18 protein-coding genes and 1 tRNA gene are annotated in these 17,272 nt (G+C 32.0%); 3 read left to right on the forward strand and 16 right to left on the reverse strand.

Annotation, left to right across the window (positions count from 1 at the left end):
- Positions 1-121: 121 nt before the first annotated feature.
- Genes QPK10_RS01780 through QPK10_RS01800 form a run of 5 tightly spaced genes read right to left on the reverse strand, consistent with a single transcriptional unit; the run spans position 122 to position 5,126 of the window.
- A complete protein-coding gene (locus tag QPK10_RS01780) occupies positions 122-1,237 on the reverse strand; it encodes a MupG family TIM beta-alpha barrel fold protein (RefSeq protein ID WP_368486325.1) in 1,116 nt (371 codons plus the stop codon).
- 19 nt (positions 1,238-1,256) lie between these two features.
- Entirely contained in the window at positions 1,257-1,589 is a 333-nt protein-coding gene (locus QPK10_RS01785; protein ID WP_368486326.1) for a PTS lactose/cellobiose transporter subunit IIA, read from the reverse strand.
- A gap of 31 nt (positions 1,590-1,620) precedes the next feature.
- A complete protein-coding gene (locus QPK10_RS01790) occupies positions 1,621-2,574 on the reverse strand; it encodes an ROK family protein (RefSeq protein ID WP_368486328.1) in 954 nt (317 codons plus the stop codon).
- 10 nt (positions 2,575-2,584) lie between these two features.
- A complete protein-coding gene (locus tag QPK10_RS01795; protein ID WP_368486329.1) occupies positions 2,585-3,625 on the reverse strand; it encodes a Gfo/Idh/MocA family protein in 1,041 nt (346 codons plus the stop codon).
- A gap of 10 nt (positions 3,626-3,635) precedes the next feature.
- Complete coding sequence (locus tag QPK10_RS01800) at positions 3,636-5,126, reverse strand: glycoside hydrolase family 1 protein (protein ID WP_368486330.1); 1,491 nt, start codon at positions 5,124-5,126, stop codon at positions 3,636-3,638.
- 60 nt (positions 5,127-5,186) lie between these two features.
- Between QPK10_RS01800 and QPK10_RS01805 the strand changes: the two genes are divergently transcribed.
- Positions 5,187-5,387 (forward strand): hypothetical protein, encoded by a 201-nt coding sequence (locus QPK10_RS01805; RefSeq protein ID WP_368486331.1) that lies wholly within the window; start codon positions 5,187-5,189, stop codon positions 5,385-5,387.
- A 35-nt stretch (positions 5,388-5,422) separates the two neighbouring features.
- Here the strand turns inward: QPK10_RS01805 and QPK10_RS01810 are convergent, their stop codons facing one another.
- Both QPK10_RS01810 and QPK10_RS01815 read right to left on the reverse strand, forming a co-directional pair.
- Positions 5,423-7,453, reverse strand: coding sequence for a PTS sugar transporter subunit IIC (locus tag QPK10_RS01810; protein ID WP_368486332.1), 2,031 nt, complete (start codon positions 7,451-7,453; stop codon positions 5,423-5,425).
- A gap of 37 nt (positions 7,454-7,490) precedes the next feature.
- Entirely contained in the window at positions 7,491-7,787 is a 297-nt protein-coding gene (locus QPK10_RS01815) for a PTS sugar transporter subunit IIB (protein ID WP_047791969.1), read from the reverse strand.
- Positions 7,788-7,968: 181 nt separating this feature from the next.
- Here QPK10_RS01815 and QPK10_RS01820 point away from each other — a divergent pair, with 181 nt between their 5' ends.
- A complete protein-coding gene (locus QPK10_RS01820) occupies positions 7,969-8,175 on the forward strand; it encodes a hypothetical protein (RefSeq protein WP_368486333.1) in 207 nt (68 codons plus the stop codon).
- A gap of 27 nt (positions 8,176-8,202) precedes the next feature.
- Here QPK10_RS01820 and QPK10_RS01825 read toward each other — a convergent pair whose 3' ends face one another.
- The 8 genes from QPK10_RS01825 to QPK10_RS01860 form a co-directional block, all read right to left on the reverse strand.
- Entirely contained in the window at positions 8,203-8,817 is a 615-nt protein-coding gene (locus tag QPK10_RS01825) for a hypothetical protein (RefSeq protein ID WP_368486334.1), read from the reverse strand.
- Positions 8,818-8,831: 14 nt separating this feature from the next.
- Positions 8,832-10,238 (reverse strand): glycoside hydrolase family 1 protein, encoded by a 1,407-nt coding sequence (locus tag QPK10_RS01830; RefSeq protein WP_368486335.1) that lies wholly within the window; start codon positions 10,236-10,238, stop codon positions 8,832-8,834.
- A gap of 99 nt (positions 10,239-10,337) precedes the next feature.
- Positions 10,338-10,880, reverse strand: coding sequence for a DUF402 domain-containing protein (locus QPK10_RS01835; protein WP_368486336.1), 543 nt, complete (start codon positions 10,878-10,880; stop codon positions 10,338-10,340).
- Between the two features lie 237 nt (positions 10,881-11,117).
- A complete protein-coding gene (locus tag QPK10_RS01840; protein ID WP_368486337.1) occupies positions 11,118-12,281 on the reverse strand; it encodes an aminotransferase class I/II-fold pyridoxal phosphate-dependent enzyme in 1,164 nt (387 codons plus the stop codon).
- A gap of 14 nt (positions 12,282-12,295) precedes the next feature.
- Positions 12,296-12,631 (reverse strand): SemiSWEET family sugar transporter, encoded by a 336-nt coding sequence (locus tag QPK10_RS01845; protein WP_368486338.1) that lies wholly within the window; start codon positions 12,629-12,631, stop codon positions 12,296-12,298.
- Complete coding sequence (locus QPK10_RS01850; RefSeq protein WP_368486339.1) at positions 12,622-12,792, reverse strand: hypothetical protein; 171 nt, start codon at positions 12,790-12,792, stop codon at positions 12,622-12,624. Before QPK10_RS01850 ends, QPK10_RS01845 begins: the two co-directional genes overlap by 10 nt.
- A gap of 69 nt (positions 12,793-12,861) precedes the next feature.
- Positions 12,862-13,050, reverse strand: a complete 189-nt coding sequence (locus QPK10_RS01855) for a PQ-loop domain-containing transporter (RefSeq protein WP_368486340.1) — start codon at positions 13,048-13,050, stop codon at positions 12,862-12,864.
- Positions 13,051-13,348: 298 nt separating this feature from the next.
- Positions 13,349-13,424: transfer RNA gene (locus QPK10_RS01860), tRNA-His, on the reverse strand.
- 166 nt (positions 13,425-13,590) lie between these two features.
- Here QPK10_RS01860 and QPK10_RS01865 point away from each other — a divergent pair.
- Positions 13,591-14,190 (forward strand): YigZ family protein, encoded by a 600-nt coding sequence (locus tag QPK10_RS01865; RefSeq protein ID WP_368486341.1) that lies wholly within the window; start codon positions 13,591-13,593, stop codon positions 14,188-14,190.
- Positions 14,191-14,219: 29 nt separating this feature from the next.
- Here the strand turns inward: QPK10_RS01865 and QPK10_RS01870 are convergent, their stop codons facing one another.
- On the reverse strand, positions 14,220-17,216 hold the full coding sequence (locus tag QPK10_RS01870) for a 2-oxo acid dehydrogenase subunit E2 (RefSeq protein ID WP_368486342.1): 2,997 nt from the start codon (positions 17,214-17,216) through the stop codon (positions 14,220-14,222).
- Positions 17,217-17,272 lie beyond the last annotated feature (56 nt).

Raw genomic sequence — 17,272 nt, forward strand, 5'->3', positions numbered from 1 at the left:
CCTTCTTGTAATTGGTTAGTGTAATATTATTTAAAATAATATTATTAATATTATTATAAAGGAGTTTTAAATATTATTATGGAATAATTAAATTTATTTCAAACTAAAAAAGATAGGGCTCCTATCTTTTCTGAATAAACACAAACTCCGTGTTTGGTTGTAAATATTTAACAATCTCTTGTTCATTTTCATCTAAATGACCAACCAAATTACGAATCCCATCATTGGGCATTGGTTTTAAAATAATATGTAATTCTCCGGCATAATTTTTTGCTTTATTATTAAGAATAACAACATCCCCCGGCTGGAATTCTTTTACTGCCCCGCGCGCTGGAATATCTTGTTCGTGGTATTTTATTCGGGACCAAGTACTACGAACGATATATTCCGCAAGATCTTGGCGGACAAAATGAACCTCTTGGTCAAATAAAATTGCTTGTTCAACTGGTGATAATTCCGACTCAACAGCAATTGCCAAACTAATCTTATTTAAATTAATATCCTTAATAATGGCAAATTCTGCTTCATTAATAAACTGGGTTGATATTGCAATGTCTTCAACCCCCATTGCCATTAAATGACGAATCTGAAAATCTAATGGTAAATCACGGTGAAATTCTAAACTAGGTAACTTATCATTATAGGCTCATGGTCCAACAGTATCTGTTCGTTGGAGGGCAACAAAAGCTTGCATTTTAATTCCACATTGATGAACATATGCCAACCGTTCTGCAAAAAAAGCAATTGAACTGGCTGTATAACGTTGTGGATAAAAATTTCAACAACTAATTAAATTTTCCTTGTTGGCATTTGCAGAAATAATATATTCGAGTTCTCGACTCGGATCAGTACCATTTAAAATTACTTTAATATTTTGATTATTATTAGATAATTTTGCAATCCCGGGACCAGTTACTCCATCATCAAACCGTACTCCACTTAGGCCTAATTCTTGAACAAAAAAGGCCATCATTTCATCGCGGTTATTTTTGTCAATATTAAACTCATCAAATAGATGCTGGTCTAAATCACCATAGACCGCAATATTTAATTCCCGCGCTTTTTTGGTAAACGCTTTCATTTTAGTTAATAACTTTTGGTTATTTTTTTGAAAACCAATTAAAGTTGTAAAAATAAAACTAATCTGATGCGCGGCACAAGTTGTTAGGTATTTTTCAAGATCAAAATCATCTGCTACCAAATGAATAAAAATACTGGTTCCAATTCGGACATTCATTGTTGTAATCCCCTCTTATTTAATCAATAACTTTTTTTGCTAATAATTTTTCGTATAAGTCAATAAATTCTTTGGCTAATTCAACAACCATTTGACTAGTCATCATTTGATCTTCGGCATGCATAAATAAAACTGGGATTTGGTGTTTAACCCCTTGTGCTTCTTGTTGGATAACATCCATATGGGTTTTTTCAGCTTCCACAAGATTTTGCTCAGCTTCGGTAATTAAACCACGTGCTTCACTAATTTTCGCTTCTTTCGCTGACTTAATAGCCATAATTCCATTTGATTTGGCCATTCCGGCAAAAGTAATAATTCCAAATGAGATTTCTTCAAAATTTATTTGTTTCATTTTATTGTTCTCCTTTATCTATAACTATATTTTATAGTAATCCACTATTTTTAAAAGCATAATAAGCAGTTCCGTACATTCCTGCCTTAGCTTGTAATTTGGAAATTTCAATTTTAAAGGTTGGGAGGATAAAATCCCCAATCCGTTCTTTTACTAGATCATTAATAATTTCTGCTAAATTTCCCCCTAAGTTAGTAACCCCGCCCGCTAAAATAATCGCCTGGGGATTAAGAATATATAACATAATAGCAATATGACTAGCTAGCGGGATTAATCCTTCGGTAATGGTCGTTGTTGTCAGCAGATCTTTTTGCTCAAATAATTCTTTGATGTCTAGTAATTTTAAATGATGACCTAACTTTGTTTTTAATTTACCTAAACTACTCTCTGGGTTTTGGTTAGCTTGTTCATTTAATAATTTAGTTAATCCCGTTGCAGAGGACACTGGTTCAATACAATGTTGGAGTCCACAAGTACATGGATACTTATCTTGAAAATGACCCCCGTGACCAAATTCTCCCGCATAACCAGTTGTTCCGGTTCAAAGATTACCATTCAGGATTAACCCGCCCCCAATGCCGGTTCCTAACGTATACAAAGCAAGGGTGGCACTAGCACCATAGTCACCACACCAATATTCTCCTAACGCTGCTGCATTGGCATCATTAATAATATAAATTTCTTTATTAAAGATTGCCCTCGCTTCCGAACGAATATTAAAATTTTTTCATCCTAAATTTCCTGCTAAGGTAATTACCCCCGCTTTATCATCTAAAAATCCGGGGATGGCAAAACCAATTGCTTTAATTGAAGATCATTCAATCTGATGCTTAGTAAACTGTTTATCAATTCCATGTTTAATATTGAGCAAAATATTATTTAAATTAGTTGGAATTAAAAATTCTAAAATAATTTCTTTTTGTTGGGAAAAAACTGCACATTTAGCACTTGTTCCCCCTAAATCAATCGCTAAGATATTTTCCATACTGTCCCCTTTATGTTAGTTTAATAACTTTGGTGTCATTAACATTATTTGTTAATTCTAAAATTTTAATAATTGCCAATGAGATTGCTGGTGTCATAATTGGCGAAGTTGTTTTGTTAGCTTGTAGTAATTCATAAACGTGTTCGATTTCTAAACATAACCCTTCTCCCGCAGTTTGTATCGGTAAGTCTACTGTTTTAATTAAATGGCTTTGGTTATCATAGACTTCGTAAGTATACGCCATGTGACAAGAATCCTTATGATAATCCGCATTATATTTTGCTAAGTTTCCTCCTAATTTAATATAACCTTTAGTTCCTAGTAACATTGCGGACAAATCATTCGTTAAGGTATCACTTCCCAGTACTGTTGAAATCCCATTATTTTCATGGCGCAAATTTAAAACTGAGGTGGCAATGGCTGGATGTACACTATTATAGTAGTTATTTAAATAATTTACTACTTTAGCGGGTCCCAAAATATCAAGACTAATAAATAAAGCATACATCCCACCCGCTAAGTGAAAACCAACAAAATTCTTATCAGTAGGTTGCGGATTTGCAATCTTACCAGATGTCGAAACTTTAGCATGACTGGCCTGGACATATTGAACTTCCCCAATTATCCCATTGGCAAGGTCTTTTTTCATTGCTTGGTAAGCTTTTGAAAAACCAGTTTTAATTCCATCAAATAATAAAACATTATTTTGGTGGGCAAGTTCATATAATTCTGTGGCCTGATGATAAGTTAATGCTAATGGTTTTTCACAATAAACATTAATTTTATGGGCTAGTAATGGCTTTGCAATTTCATAGTGAGTACCATCACTAGTCCCAATGTAAGCTAAATCATAATTTGCATGATCAGCAATTAGTTCTTCCAAACTATGATAGACTTTTGCCATTTGATATTTTTCCTGATACTCTTTTGCTTGTTCAATTGTTAAATTATAAATTCCATAGGGAACAATATCATCATGATATTTAGTATTTTTAATATCATCTAAAAATCATCTAGTAATTCTCCCCGCTCCAATAAATACAACTTTCATCTTTATCCTCCTATTGATACCAAATATCTCATGTTGATAATTCTGTGGTTAATAATTTTTTAAGATTGTCCAAATCATCATAAACTAAATTTTCCCCACCACTGGCAATTACGCGTTGATATCACACATAAGATAATTTTGGTTTCCGCGTTTTAATTTTACTATTAAAATCAACCGCTACTAAACCATAATCTTTGCGATAACCACCACTTGGTGAATAAATATCACAATAAGTTCATAATGAGTAACCAATAAAATTAATTCCCTGAGCAACTGCTTTTTTAACTTCATTAATATGTAAGGCTAAATATTCAATCCGTTCTTCATCAATAATTAATTCGTGCGTTTTATCATCAAAAGCTCCCATTCCATTTTCAATAATCATCAATGGTTTGCGGTATTCCTCAGCTAAAACTTTCGCCCCACTTACTAACATTGAGGGGTCAATGATTCAGTTTCATTTTGTATAACGAACATTTTTTTTCGGAAAAACTTGTTTAAAGTCTTTAACAAAAAAAGTTGCACTTTCATTCTGCATTTCACCAGGTTGTTCTTGGTAATTACCTTTGGTAATATAACAAGGTCGGTAGTAATTTCACCCAATTAAATCTAACGGATGTTTTTTTAAAAATTCTAAATCAGCTGGTAAAATTTCATAATCAATGTTATTTTCATTTATTCATGTCAAGAATTCAGGGGGATATGTCCCTTTTAAGTTAGGATCCAAGAAAAGATTCTTAAATCATTTATCATATTTTTTAACTGCCCCGTCATCATCTTTCTGATAAGGAATTGGCGGTGACCAGTCATGGTCAATTCCTAACATTGCATCATCAGAAACATAGCCGGCTTTTTTTGCTAATTCAAATTCTTCTTTCGCAATCGCGCCGGTTAGATGTAAATGATGGAGTGCTTTTACAAAGCTAGTCTTATTTTTTTTCGCAGGTGGTAAATAATCATCCAGATAACCTAATAAGGTAAAAGTTGAATTTTCATCATTAACAAATCAAATGTTACTATATTTACCTAAGTATTTAAAAACTGTTTGGACATATTTACGAAATCATTCTAAGACCGCACGATTTTCAAATCCCCCTTGAATTTCTGCTCATAATGGAGTGTCTCAATGATATAAGATTGGGATGGGCTGAACATTATTTTCGGTTAAAGTTTTAAAAACATCATCATAAAACTTAAGTCCTTCTGGATTAACTTCGGTACTACTTTTAGGAAAAATTCTTGTCCAATCCATATTATAAACAAACCCTTGCAAACCTAAACGTTTCATAATTCGCGCATCGGTTTTATATTTCGTATAAAAATCGGCAGCTTCTTTAATTGAATTAATTTCCCGTCCGGGTTTACCAACCGGTGGAATATAATAATTACGCTCAGTAAACTCATCTCAAATTGAGGAAGTTCGTCCACCTAAATTACGCCCCCCTTCAATTTGAAAGGCACAAGTGGAAGCAGCAAAAATAAAATTTTTTGGTAATTTCATCTTTTTTTTCTCCTTACTATTCTTTAAATAAGTTATAATAAATAAAAAGGTGGGATTAGGATGTCAGGAGTTCAACAAGCATTAATAATTGTCGCAATTGTCTTTTTTTTCATTCCGTTTATTGTTTGAACAATAACGAGATTTCGCACCCGGGTCTTGCAAAGATATGCGCCCTGACATCGCTTAAGTGTAATTATTGCTTTTGGTACTTGCCTCCCAATTTTCCTAATCTTACTATTAGTAGCAATCTTGGCACTTTAAATAAAAGTAATAAAACAAAGAGGAATCTCTTTGTTTTATTTTTTATTTTTTTCGGCTTTTTCTTTTTCTCGTAAAGCTTTTAACTCTGCTTTGGCAGCATCTTTTTCGGCTTTAGCTTCTGCTTTTACTTTATTACGATATTCTTTATCGTGTAAATATTTCATTTCTTCTTCATAAGCAGTTGGATCAGTTTTTTTCAATTTACGGTAGTATAATTTATTATCTAGTAAAATGAATGGTAACCAAATAGCCGTTGTCACCGCAAAGGAGATAATCGCTACCAAAATTGCAATTGGTGAAGTTGTTGCTAAAATCGCAGCGATAAACCATGGTGTGGTTCACGGAACAGCAACATAAACAACATTGATAATATGCATTGGTCCGGTTGCTACCCATCCAATTAATAACCCGACAATTGGTGCAATAATAAATGGTGTAATAAAGGTTGGGTTTAATACTAATGGATAACCAAAGATTGCTGGTTCATTAACATTAAAACATCCGGCTGGTAAAGCATATTTCGCAACTTCTTTTAATTCTCGTCGGCGAGATAAGAAAACCGTCATAATTAATAATCCTAAAGTTGCTCCACTTCCTCCAATATTCATGAAAACATCGAAGAACGGTTTCGCAAAAATACCTAGTCCCGAATTTTCATTTACAGTTTTTGGCATTCCTGCTGATACTAACGCAGTGTTAATTCCTAAAATCATCCATCAAATTGGTTCAAAGATAGCGGCCATAATATTTGACCCGTGAACTCCAAAGAACCAGAAGAATGAAATCATGAAGGCATATAAGATTGCTAATCCTAATCCCCCATCACCAGTTGCAAAACCAATGAATCATGAAGTAAAGAATTTATAAATCGCTGCTCCAAACCCAAAGGCATTTGTTGGAACTTGAATTTGGTTTCAACGTTCCGCTAAAATTACAACAATACCATTAGTTCCCATTGAAGCTTTAATATCAATAACACTATCTTGTCAGCTAGTAATTCCTTTAATTTCACCACCAAATCGTGAAACTAAATATTGACCAAACAAGTTATAACCATCTTTTGTCATTCCGTTGCGAACGCCATCAAAATAATTATTAATACCTGCAACATCGCTAGCATTTCCATAACCATTAATAATGTCTGCAGTCGCCCCGTTGACAAATAATGAATTAGGATCAATATGAGCATCTTTATATGGCCCTTTAGTAACCCAATCTAAAAAGTCATTGCCACTAATTGTAAAGTTATCAAAGCTTGGTTGTCAAATTGAACCACCTTTATAACTACTAATCACAAGATTTTGCCAAGTGTCAACACTTCATCCTGTTGTCGCAATTGCTGGTGCTAAGAAACAGATGTTAACTAACGCCACGCTTGCTAAAGTAAAGGTCATTGGTAAAAAGACCGCAAAGGACTTTCCAACCGCAGGGGGAACCCCCGAAGGTAGTTTTACCTCTAACCTTTTCATATTTCCAAATCATATAAATAGTTCAGATGTAAATAATCCCACAATTAATGCCGTAATCAATCCCTGGGCACTCATAAAGAAAGCAACTTGCCCCATACAAGCTACAATAAAAGCAGCAAATGAAGCTAATCCAGCCATTACTGGTTGTTTAAAGTTTCTTGATAAGGCAATAAAGTACCCTAGTAAAAATGAAAAGTACAATGACATTGCACCAATTGTGGCAATATTAATGTATCCAAATGCTAATCCACCAATTTGAGAAGCATCCGCTCAAGCTTTAGTCGGTCATTCAAATGTACTAGCATTTCAATCCCAATTAGGATTATCTGCTTTGGCAAATAAGGCTAATAAAGAAATCTTATTTGACCCTGCCCCCCCAAAGATAATGGCATTAATTAAAATCCCAATTGATCCAGCAATAATCAAGGGGATCATTGTTCCAAATGAATCCCGGATTGCTGAAAAATGACGTTGATTCCCAATTTTTGAAATAGTTGGTAGGGCTTTACTATTTCATCAATTTTTAAAATTTTGAACCTGAAAGTTTATTTTCTTATCGGGTCTAAATTTTTGTGTATCATTATTATTTTCACCCATAAATAGAGATCCTCCTCTTCTATTATTAAATAGGGAGTTATCCTAACATTTTTAATGCTAAGTCTAATGCTTCAGGTCCTTTCCCTAAGGCATATATATTAGAAGGAATCACTGATACTGGCTTTGTAGTCATTGATTTAATGTTTCCTTCCATAAACTTTACTTGTGGGCCAAGTAAAATGACATCTCAGTCATTTAATACTGATTGGGCTTCTGCCATCGCTTTTGCTTCAACATGGACATCAATGCCTTTTAAAGCAGCCGCATCTTCCATTTTTTTAACTAAAATAGAAGTACTCATTCCAGCGGAACACACCAATAAAATATTTTTCATAATATTCATCCTTTCTCCCCGTAGAAGTTTTAACTTACTTCTGTATAAATTTTATAATATAAGCGGCGAAAATGGAATAGGTTTTTGAAAAAAATTCTATTATATCGTAAAATGGAGAAAATTTCTTTTATTATAATATAATTTTCCTGTGTTATAATACTTAGTGATTAAGGAGAATGATATGACACCATCGATTTATATTTACTTTGCTTTTATCCCCGCTGTAATCTTTTTTCTAATTTGAATGACAATTAAAGTTATGGAGGCTAGTTTTCATCGCTATTTATACCATAAGTTTTTAATTCTAATTATTGCCGGAGCAATCTGCTTTACTGCTGTTATCATCATTGTGATTGTGTCATTCTTCATTGGCCTACCTCTTTCCTAATAAAAAAGGATTTTTAAATAAATCCTTTTATTTTGTGAAAATTCGAATTTTTGATAACCGTTCTTTATACTTACTCATTTTTAAATCATAAAATTTAGATTCTTTAGGTGTTAATAATCCCAGATTCTTTTTTAACTCATACATTTGCATATCAAAGCGAATAATTTCTGCTTTAATATAATTATTTCGGAGAACTTGCTCATAAGGACTTGTTTTTGCCTTGTTACCCTTCACTAATTCTAAATAAGTGATTTTTGTCTTATTACTATTTGGTTTTTGATGAAACTTAAAGTTTTTACTAATTCATGCTTCATAAGTAAACCATTCTAAAGTAACTTCTTCATTTTCTTTAAAATATGCTAAATGCATTGAATGCTTTTTATTTTTTGAACCAGCACGGTAAAAAGCATCATGCTCGAGATCTTCATAAGTTAAATTAGCATTCATATCTTTGGCAAGCATTGATAATAAAGTTTTAAAAACTTCATTAACAGGTTTGGCAAGTTTAATAACTCTAATCATTTTAATAATTCGAGAAGATTCACTATAACGGGAATTATATAATGGCTTATTAATTGCCGCGTGTTTTTCGGCATATTCTTGTTTTAACTCAGCTAATTGTTTTTCATCAGTAATTTTCATAATGCTAAAACTACTTAAATTAGTTCGTGGTCAAATTCAACTTCATTAGTTGAAGCTACTTGTTTAATAAAATCAGCTGATTTTTTTAAGATTCGGTTACTATTATTATTGAGATCTAATTGTACAAACCCATAGCGATTTTTATAAGCATTCATCCATGACCAGTTATCTATATAGGCTCACGAATGATAACCAAAGCAATTAGAACCTTCTTGGATTGCTCTACTTAATCATGCTAAGTGTTCTTTGACAAACTCAATCCGATAGTCATCTTGAATAACACCATTTTTAATAAAACGTTCTTCATTTTCCACACCCATCCCATTTTCGGAAATATAAACTGGAATATTGCCATAATTATCCTTTAAATTCATTAGTGCTAAGTAAATTGCCTTCGGAAAAATTTCTCATCCCCGATAAGGGTTCATTCGGCGCCCTGGCATCGCATAATCTTCATAAAAATAATGGGGAGTAATGGCTCCTTTTTCAAAATTAGGAACAAAATCAACACATTTAACCCGGGCTGGTTGGTAATAATTCATTCCTAAAAAATCAATTTTTAAGTCCGGATCTTTAATTAGTGCTTCATCTTCAGGAAGAATTTCTCACATAAAATGGTGTTGGTGGGCTAAATCTTTTAATTCCTGGGGATAACTTTGGTTAACCATTGGGTCTAAAAAACATTTGGTTGCAAACAAATCATGCCATTTAGCAGCGGCTAAATCAGCGGGATGTTGACTACGCGGAATTGATGGCAAAATGTTTAAAATACAGCCAATTTGTCCTGACAATTTTAATTTACGATATTCGCGAACTGCTTTTAAATGGGCAATAACTGTATTTCATTGGGCCTGCATCCCTTTTTGCATATTAATTTCATTTGGATAATGCCAGTCATATCAATAGCCACCTTCAATAACAACAATTGGCTCGTTAAAAGTAGTAAACATTTCTACCCGATCACCAAATAATTCAAAACATGTTTTTGCATAAAACACAAAAGCATCGACAACTTCCCGGGAAACCCAACCACCTTTTTCTTGGGCTCAAAAGGGCATATCAAAATGAAATAAATTGATAATTGGTTTAATTTTATTTTTTAGCATTTCATTAATAACATTATTATAGAATTCAACACCTTTAGGATTGATATTTTTGCCATCAGGAATTAATCTTGTTCACTGAATTGATGTGCGAAGAGAATTAAAGTTTAAATCCCGGGCAATTTTAATATCCTCTGGGTAACGATGATAAAAATCATTTAAACATGGAGTTTGGTTAAAAAACCGATATTTTTCAATTTGAAACCAATGATCTCAATTTGATGGTGCTTTACCATCTTCTAAACTAGCGCCTTCGGTTTGGGGTCCTGAGAAAGCACTCCCTCATAAAAATTGATCTGGAAACTTATATTTTGCCATAATTACTACCTCTTTCATTAAAAAATCATATATTTTTATTATATATCGGAAATAATTTTTAATGACTTTTTTTATTAAAAATAATAAACAACGCTAAGATTAGCGTTGTTTAGCTTTGAAATCAACATATTTATGTCATAATCTTCGTGCTTCTTCATGAGCAAAAACAAATTCGCGGTTTTTAATTTGCTTTTTTAAGTTATCAATTTCTGCTCAAACAATGTTAACAATTTCCCGGGGGTATTTTCAAGCAATCCGATTACGGTTAAATTCTTTTAAATCTAAAATTTTATAACTACCATCAGTAAAAACTTTAATATCTAAGTCATAATCAACATACTTAATGGTTTTATCATCCAAAATAAATGGTGAGGCAATATTACAATAATAATTTAAACCACTATCTTTAAACATACAAATAATATTGCTTCAATTTTTTTTATTAAATATTCAAATTGCTGGTTCATTTGTTCGTCATTTCCGCCCGTTAACTTCCGTTACTGTCACATCTTCATTAACTAATACAATATAATCCGCTTCAATCGCTAACACAATTGCTTCTTCTCATGAGCGATAAATTGATCCGTTATGCTTATAGGCGTGAACAACAAGACTATCCCCAACTTTTAAGGTATCGATCATTATTGCACCTCCAATTCATTAATAGTTAATACTTAATTATTTAATTTTATTAAATACACTAAAATACCTTAATTTTAATAACGCTGTTGTTTTAAAATTAAATTATTCGGTAAAAATTAAAAAATAAATATCACATATATTACATTAAATTAATAATAAGAAATCTTATTATTAATACGCCAACATATACATTATAGCAAGCAAATGGAGGTTAGTAAACATATAAGAACACTTTTATTATTTAAATAAGTCAATTAAGCGGCGGGCTACTTCACCAATTGTTTTGTTATCTAAGGCAAAATCAACTCGGATAAATAGTTCCGAACTTGGTGAAAAAACACTACCATTAATGGCATGGATATGAGCACGATCTAATTTTTGCTCTAATTCAGCTCGTGTTTTAACAACCTTACTCATATTTAGTCATCCTAAATAAGTTCCTTCAATTCTAGTGACTTTAATATTTGTTGCTTTTTCAACTTCATTTACCAAATAATGGTAGTTTTCTTCTAATGTTGCTCGATATGCTGCTAGCCAATCATAATTATCATGGTTTAAATAACCGCTAATGATCATTTTCGCTGATAAATAATTAGTTGAAGCATAATGAATTGATTTAGATAATTCGTGGTGCATTTTTGTCATAAAATCATGGTTATAAGATAACCCATAACCAATTTGGGCACCCCCTAGGTTATAAGTTTTGGCTTGGGAAGATAATACTAATACTTGGCTAATTGCTGGGGAATTAAAACTAAAAAGCGGATGATGATGAACATTACTAAAAACAATATCTTGTCAAATTTCATCACTAATAATGAAAACATTATATTTTGCAGCTAAGGATAATAACTGTTCTAATTCTGCTTCTTTTCAAATTCTTCCCACCGGATTATGCGGACTACACAAAATCATTACTTTATGTTGTTGCATTAATTCTTCTAATTCCACAAAGTTCATTGTGTAGTATTGTTGTTCTTCATCATATAATAAATGGTTCATAATTATTTTACGGTCTTTATTTTCTATAATTTCATAAAAAGGATCATAAACTGGGGGTTGCACAATAACTCCATCCCCCGGCTTTGTTAAAACTTCCAGGGCAATTTGCATTAAATGAATGACCCCACTTCCAATAATTAACTCTTCGCGAGCAAACGACAAATTATATTGTTTAGTATACCAAGTATTAATTGCTTCTAATAATTGATCATCTAAAAACGAATAACTAACATCTCCTTCTTTAATAACTTTAATTAAATCTTCTTGCATTGCCAACGGAATTTTAAAATCACTATCAGCACAAGTTAACATTAAATCATAAGAGTGTTTCATTCCTTCATAGCGACGACTAGTATGATGTTTACATAAAAACTCATGATTTGAAACTAATTTTTTCATTCTAAACTTCCTTTCTAATGTAGTGGTGAACTCTTTTTGGTATTAATAACCTTCATCCTAATAATTATACTTGTTATTATAATACAAACAAGATTTGGAATAATGACAGTTAAATCAGATAGCATATTATTGGGTTCACTATCTCAATCAATAATTGCTCAAATTATTCACGCAAAATTAGCCATGTTATATATTAAATACATTCCTAATGAGATGCCAGCAGTTTGTTTGGTTTTAATTGTTTTAATAGCTTGGGGAATAAAAGCTGACATTGATACTAAGGCCGCTAATCAACCAATAATATGGACTGTTAAAAAAAGCGAATCATCCCGAAAGCTAGTTAAGAGCATGCTTGGTCCCTACTTTCATTAACTTTTTCAACCCGCAGTTTTTTATTAACAGCCGTTAATAATTCCCCATGTTTTTTAATATTATAAATTTTAATACCTAAAATAATGCTAACACCAGTAAAAGTTACAAAATATGGCACGATTAAAGTTAAACTCCACATAATTTTTGCAACTTCTGTTTGGGTCGGATTTAATTGGGGACAGCTAATTGATAGAGCCCCAAAAATCAGTTATAATAAATTAGCTAAATTAAATAAACAATATGTTGCTAAGGAAATATTAGCAGTATTTCTTGTTTTTAACGTTTTGATGAGTTGTGGTAAACATGTAATAATTCCTAATAATGCAGCAAAATAACCAATTACTTGGCCTACAATTAAAGATAGTGGAACATTATTAGCACTAAAAAAACAGTACATCTTGTTTCCCTCGTTTCTTTGGTTTTTAAATATTATTATCTTTTGCAACCTTTACTATTAATCAAACGGTATTAGTATAAATTGTGATTAAACAAAAAACCTAACAATTTTATTTTGTTAGGTACTTCAAGTACTCAGATAATCCAATTTACACTTTCAATATAGCACAATTAATTTTTAGATTGCCAAGTTTTTCATTAACAATTTTAAATTATTTCTTTAACTAAAAATATTAACCATAAAATGAAAAAATCATACCAACTGGAATGATTAACACTTTGTGGTTATTTAAAATTAATGGGGCGGCTGATGGGACTTGAACCCACGAGTACCGGAGCCACAATCCGGGGCGTTAACCTCTTCGCCACAACCGCCATAATATATTGGCATAACCTTAATTATTATATCTAATCTAAAATATTTGTAAATACAAAATAATTAAATTTCTGAAATCATTAGCAATTAGTACCTTCCTTTTATATAATATTTTATGTGAAACTATTTTGGGGAGCGTAGGGAGGTATTAAGTATTTATTAAAAATGTATATTATCAACAAAAATGAAATATTTAATAGTGAACTAGTTTTTCAGAACTCTAAATTTATTTGTTTTATGAGTTATGTTGAAACTCAACAAGATATCATTAATTTCTTAGCAAAGTATAAAGATAAAACAGCAAGCTGTAATTGTTATGCTTATGTTATTGGTAAACGTCGAGAAAATATTTATAAAACTGATAATGGTGAAATTAGAAACAGCGCTGGGCGAGCAATTCTGAATAATATTCTGAACAAAGAATTTACTAATATTATTGTCTTAGTTATTAAGTATGCTGGTCCCGTTCTTCTGGGCTTTGATTCTTTACAAACTATTTATGGAACAATTACCCGCAAAGTTATTGACTTAGCACCACTAACTAAAATTAATGAATATATCAAAGTAGGAATTTTATTTCGACCGTTAAATGAGATTTTTGTAAAAGAACTATTATCTAAATACAATATTAAAATTACGCGGCGCGATTTTTATCGCAAGAATTTACTATATACCATCATTGTTAATAAAAATAGTAATTGAACTCATGAACTAGATGCCTTAATTGTGAAAGGGACAATATATAGTTATAAAATTTTACGCTAAAAAAACATTATCAATACGATAATGTTTTTTTATGATAACGTAATTAATTCTGGTTGTTCAAGAATTTCTTTTAACCTAGTCATAAAAATTCCTGCTTCCGCGGCATCTATAATTCTTTGATCAATGGTTAGTGAGATACTCATCATTGAACGAATTACCAACTTGTCACCTTTAATTACAATTGGTTTACGAACAATTCTTCCAATTCCAATCACCGCAGAGTTCGGATAAAAAATTGTTGGAGTTGCTTGGGTAGCACCAACTGTTCCATAGTTAGCAATGGTAATGGTACTTCCTTGCAATTCATAATCGTATAATTCACCTTGGCGTAAACGATCAAGAGTTTCTTGAATATTAATAGCAATTTGTTTTAAACTTAAGCGTTCTGCAAACTTAATCACCGGAATAACTAACCCTTCACTAGTTTCGGTTGCTAATCCAATATGGTGAGAATTCTTAATTACAATCTGGTTGGTTGATTGGTCATAGTATGAATTTAGTTTGGGGTATTCACTTAACGCTAAAGAAACAGCTTTTAAGATAAAACTCATTGTTGAAAATTTTACCCCTGTTTCAGCATTGGCATTTTTTAATTTTCGTTGTTGTTCAATGACCGCTGACATATCAATTTCGGTGCTGATTGTTAACGGTGGGACTTGGCTTTGGGATAAAATAACTGACCTAATCACTGGATATTTAGTTCGTTTAATTTCTTCTCTTGTTTCTAATCCTTGTGGCTCCACAGGATTAGTATTTGTATGTAAAATATTAAGATTATTGTTTAATGGTTGAATGAAATTTCCCGCGTTGCTATTAGATTGTTCATCAAATTTTTTAACCATAATTCCTTCGTTATTGTGGACAACTGGTTGGTTCTGTGGTTCTGGGGGTAATTGGTTAAAATTAGTTGCTTGTTGATTAGGCATTGCTTCTCGTAATAACTGAGTTAAAAAAGGATCAGGTGTTTGGTTCATACTTTTAATCATTTGTTGCATTAACATGTATTGCATCATTTTATCAAAATTATTATGGTCATTATTGTTAACATTATTACGAAGATTATTTTCTTTTAATGTTTTAATTTCTTGTAATAATTCATGATGTTTATTTTGTTGTTCTTGCTGTGCTAATTTTTCTTTTAAAATTGCTAGTTCAACCAATACTTCCTGGTTACTATTATTAATAACTGGTGGCTGGTTTACAATTACTGGCTGAGTTTGGGGCGCCGGGTTAACCATAAATGGTTGGTTATTAGCAACTGGTTGGGGAGCTAAGGATGCGGGTGGCTGGTTAGGACTCTTGCGACTATCAGGAATGATTCCCCGGTAAGGGTCAAGAACTTCTTGCTCATTATTTACTGCTTGGGTTGGTGATGTTAATTTTTGTTTATTATAATTATCATTTAGAAGATCATATTGAGCCTCAATTTCTTCATAAGAGGGTCGCTTGTAATTATTGATGGCCCCTAAAACGTTATCGGTAACTTCAATATCACCACGTGCTAATTGTTCCATTCTTTTTTTAATTAATTCTCGTTGGTTTCGTGTTTTAAGAATTTTTTCACGTTGATCATTATTATTTAATTTTTCATATAAACGATCACGATAGGTTTTTAATGGTGAATAATAACCTAGGTCTTTTGGTGGTGTATTTTGATCCTCGCCAACTTTAATTTCATAACCATCCGCTGTAATATAGTCAACTGGTTCTTCTTCAACCGAAATCTTAGGTTGTTTCACGACACTACGATCATTACTTGCCCCTGTTGGATTAACCCCATCAGTTGACTCTAATTGACCATTGTTTTTCATTAAATTATTCATACGTCCTTGAATAATGTTTCGCATAATTTTCGGACGCCCATATTCATCCAAAAAATCCATGGCGTTTTTATTATTTTCAGGTTCATCAATAATTTCGTGAAAATTATTTTGTTGGTGTAATTGATTCCGACGTGCTTTTACTAAATCACGAAAAGAAGAATTTCCTTCTTCATTAGCAGCAAAAAGATTAGCTGTTGAGTTATTGTGGGGTGCTTGATCTTGTTCTTTTGTTTCTTCAACAAGATATTTCGCATAAGTTTTTGCATTAGTTTCGTCTTTTAACATATTATCACTTTCCTTAACTGCATTAGCAATATCATTATGCATTTGCATAAATGAATTATTTAGTGAATGATTGGTTTTAACATCATCGTTGCGATCTTTGGCACCATAATTTTCTACATTAACGTCTTTAATTGTATCAATTGAAGGAATCTGCGTACGTTCTTGGGGTCCAACATTGTAATGTAAATTTTTAAATGATAGTCGGCGTGACTTTTGGGGACCAAATGTTAAATGTTTTTCACTTATTTTTTCTGAATTTAAATTAACCACTGCCTCTTCTTTTTTAATTAAATTATCCGGTTGGTTTTTAACTGGGGTTGGCGAATTAATAATTGGCTGATTATTTTCAACGGAAATAACTGATTGCTCAGGTAAATCATCTGGTTCAAGAAGAGTTGGCGTTGGTTCTTCAATACTTGGTGTTTCTGGTGCTTCAACAATAGTTTTTAAATTAGCAATACGGTTTGCATACTGGTTATTTTCACTAGGAGCTTCGATAATATTAAGTGGCTGTGGTGGAGTTTTAGTATCAGCATCACTAACAAAAGCAGCCCCGGAATAATCTTCTTCCTCAACATCTTTTCATTTTGTTCCAAATTGTCCATTTTTACCAGGATCAAAGCGTACACCATCTTTATCTAAATAACTAAATTCATCTTGATAACCATGTTTATTATTATATTTAGCAATTTCTTTCTCATCGGTTAATAAGTAAGCAATGGTTGAACCTTTCTTAACAGTTGTTCCAGTTTTTAGCGGCTTGATGATTTTGCCATTATAAGGGGCTTTAATAATTATTTCATCATTATTTGTTTTAACTACCGCAATATCATCACCAGCGTTAACAACATCACTGCTATATAAAAAACGCTCAAGTATACCCTTTGTCTTTAAATTCGATATTTTGATTTTTTCCATTAATATGTGCCCCCACAAATTCTAAATATTAAAATTTTGATAACCATACTATTACT

Source organism: Spiroplasma sp. DGKH1 (genome assembly GCF_040940205.1).
Classification (GTDB): Bacteria; Bacillota_I; Bacilli_A; order Mycoplasmatales; family Mycoplasmataceae; genus Spiroplasma.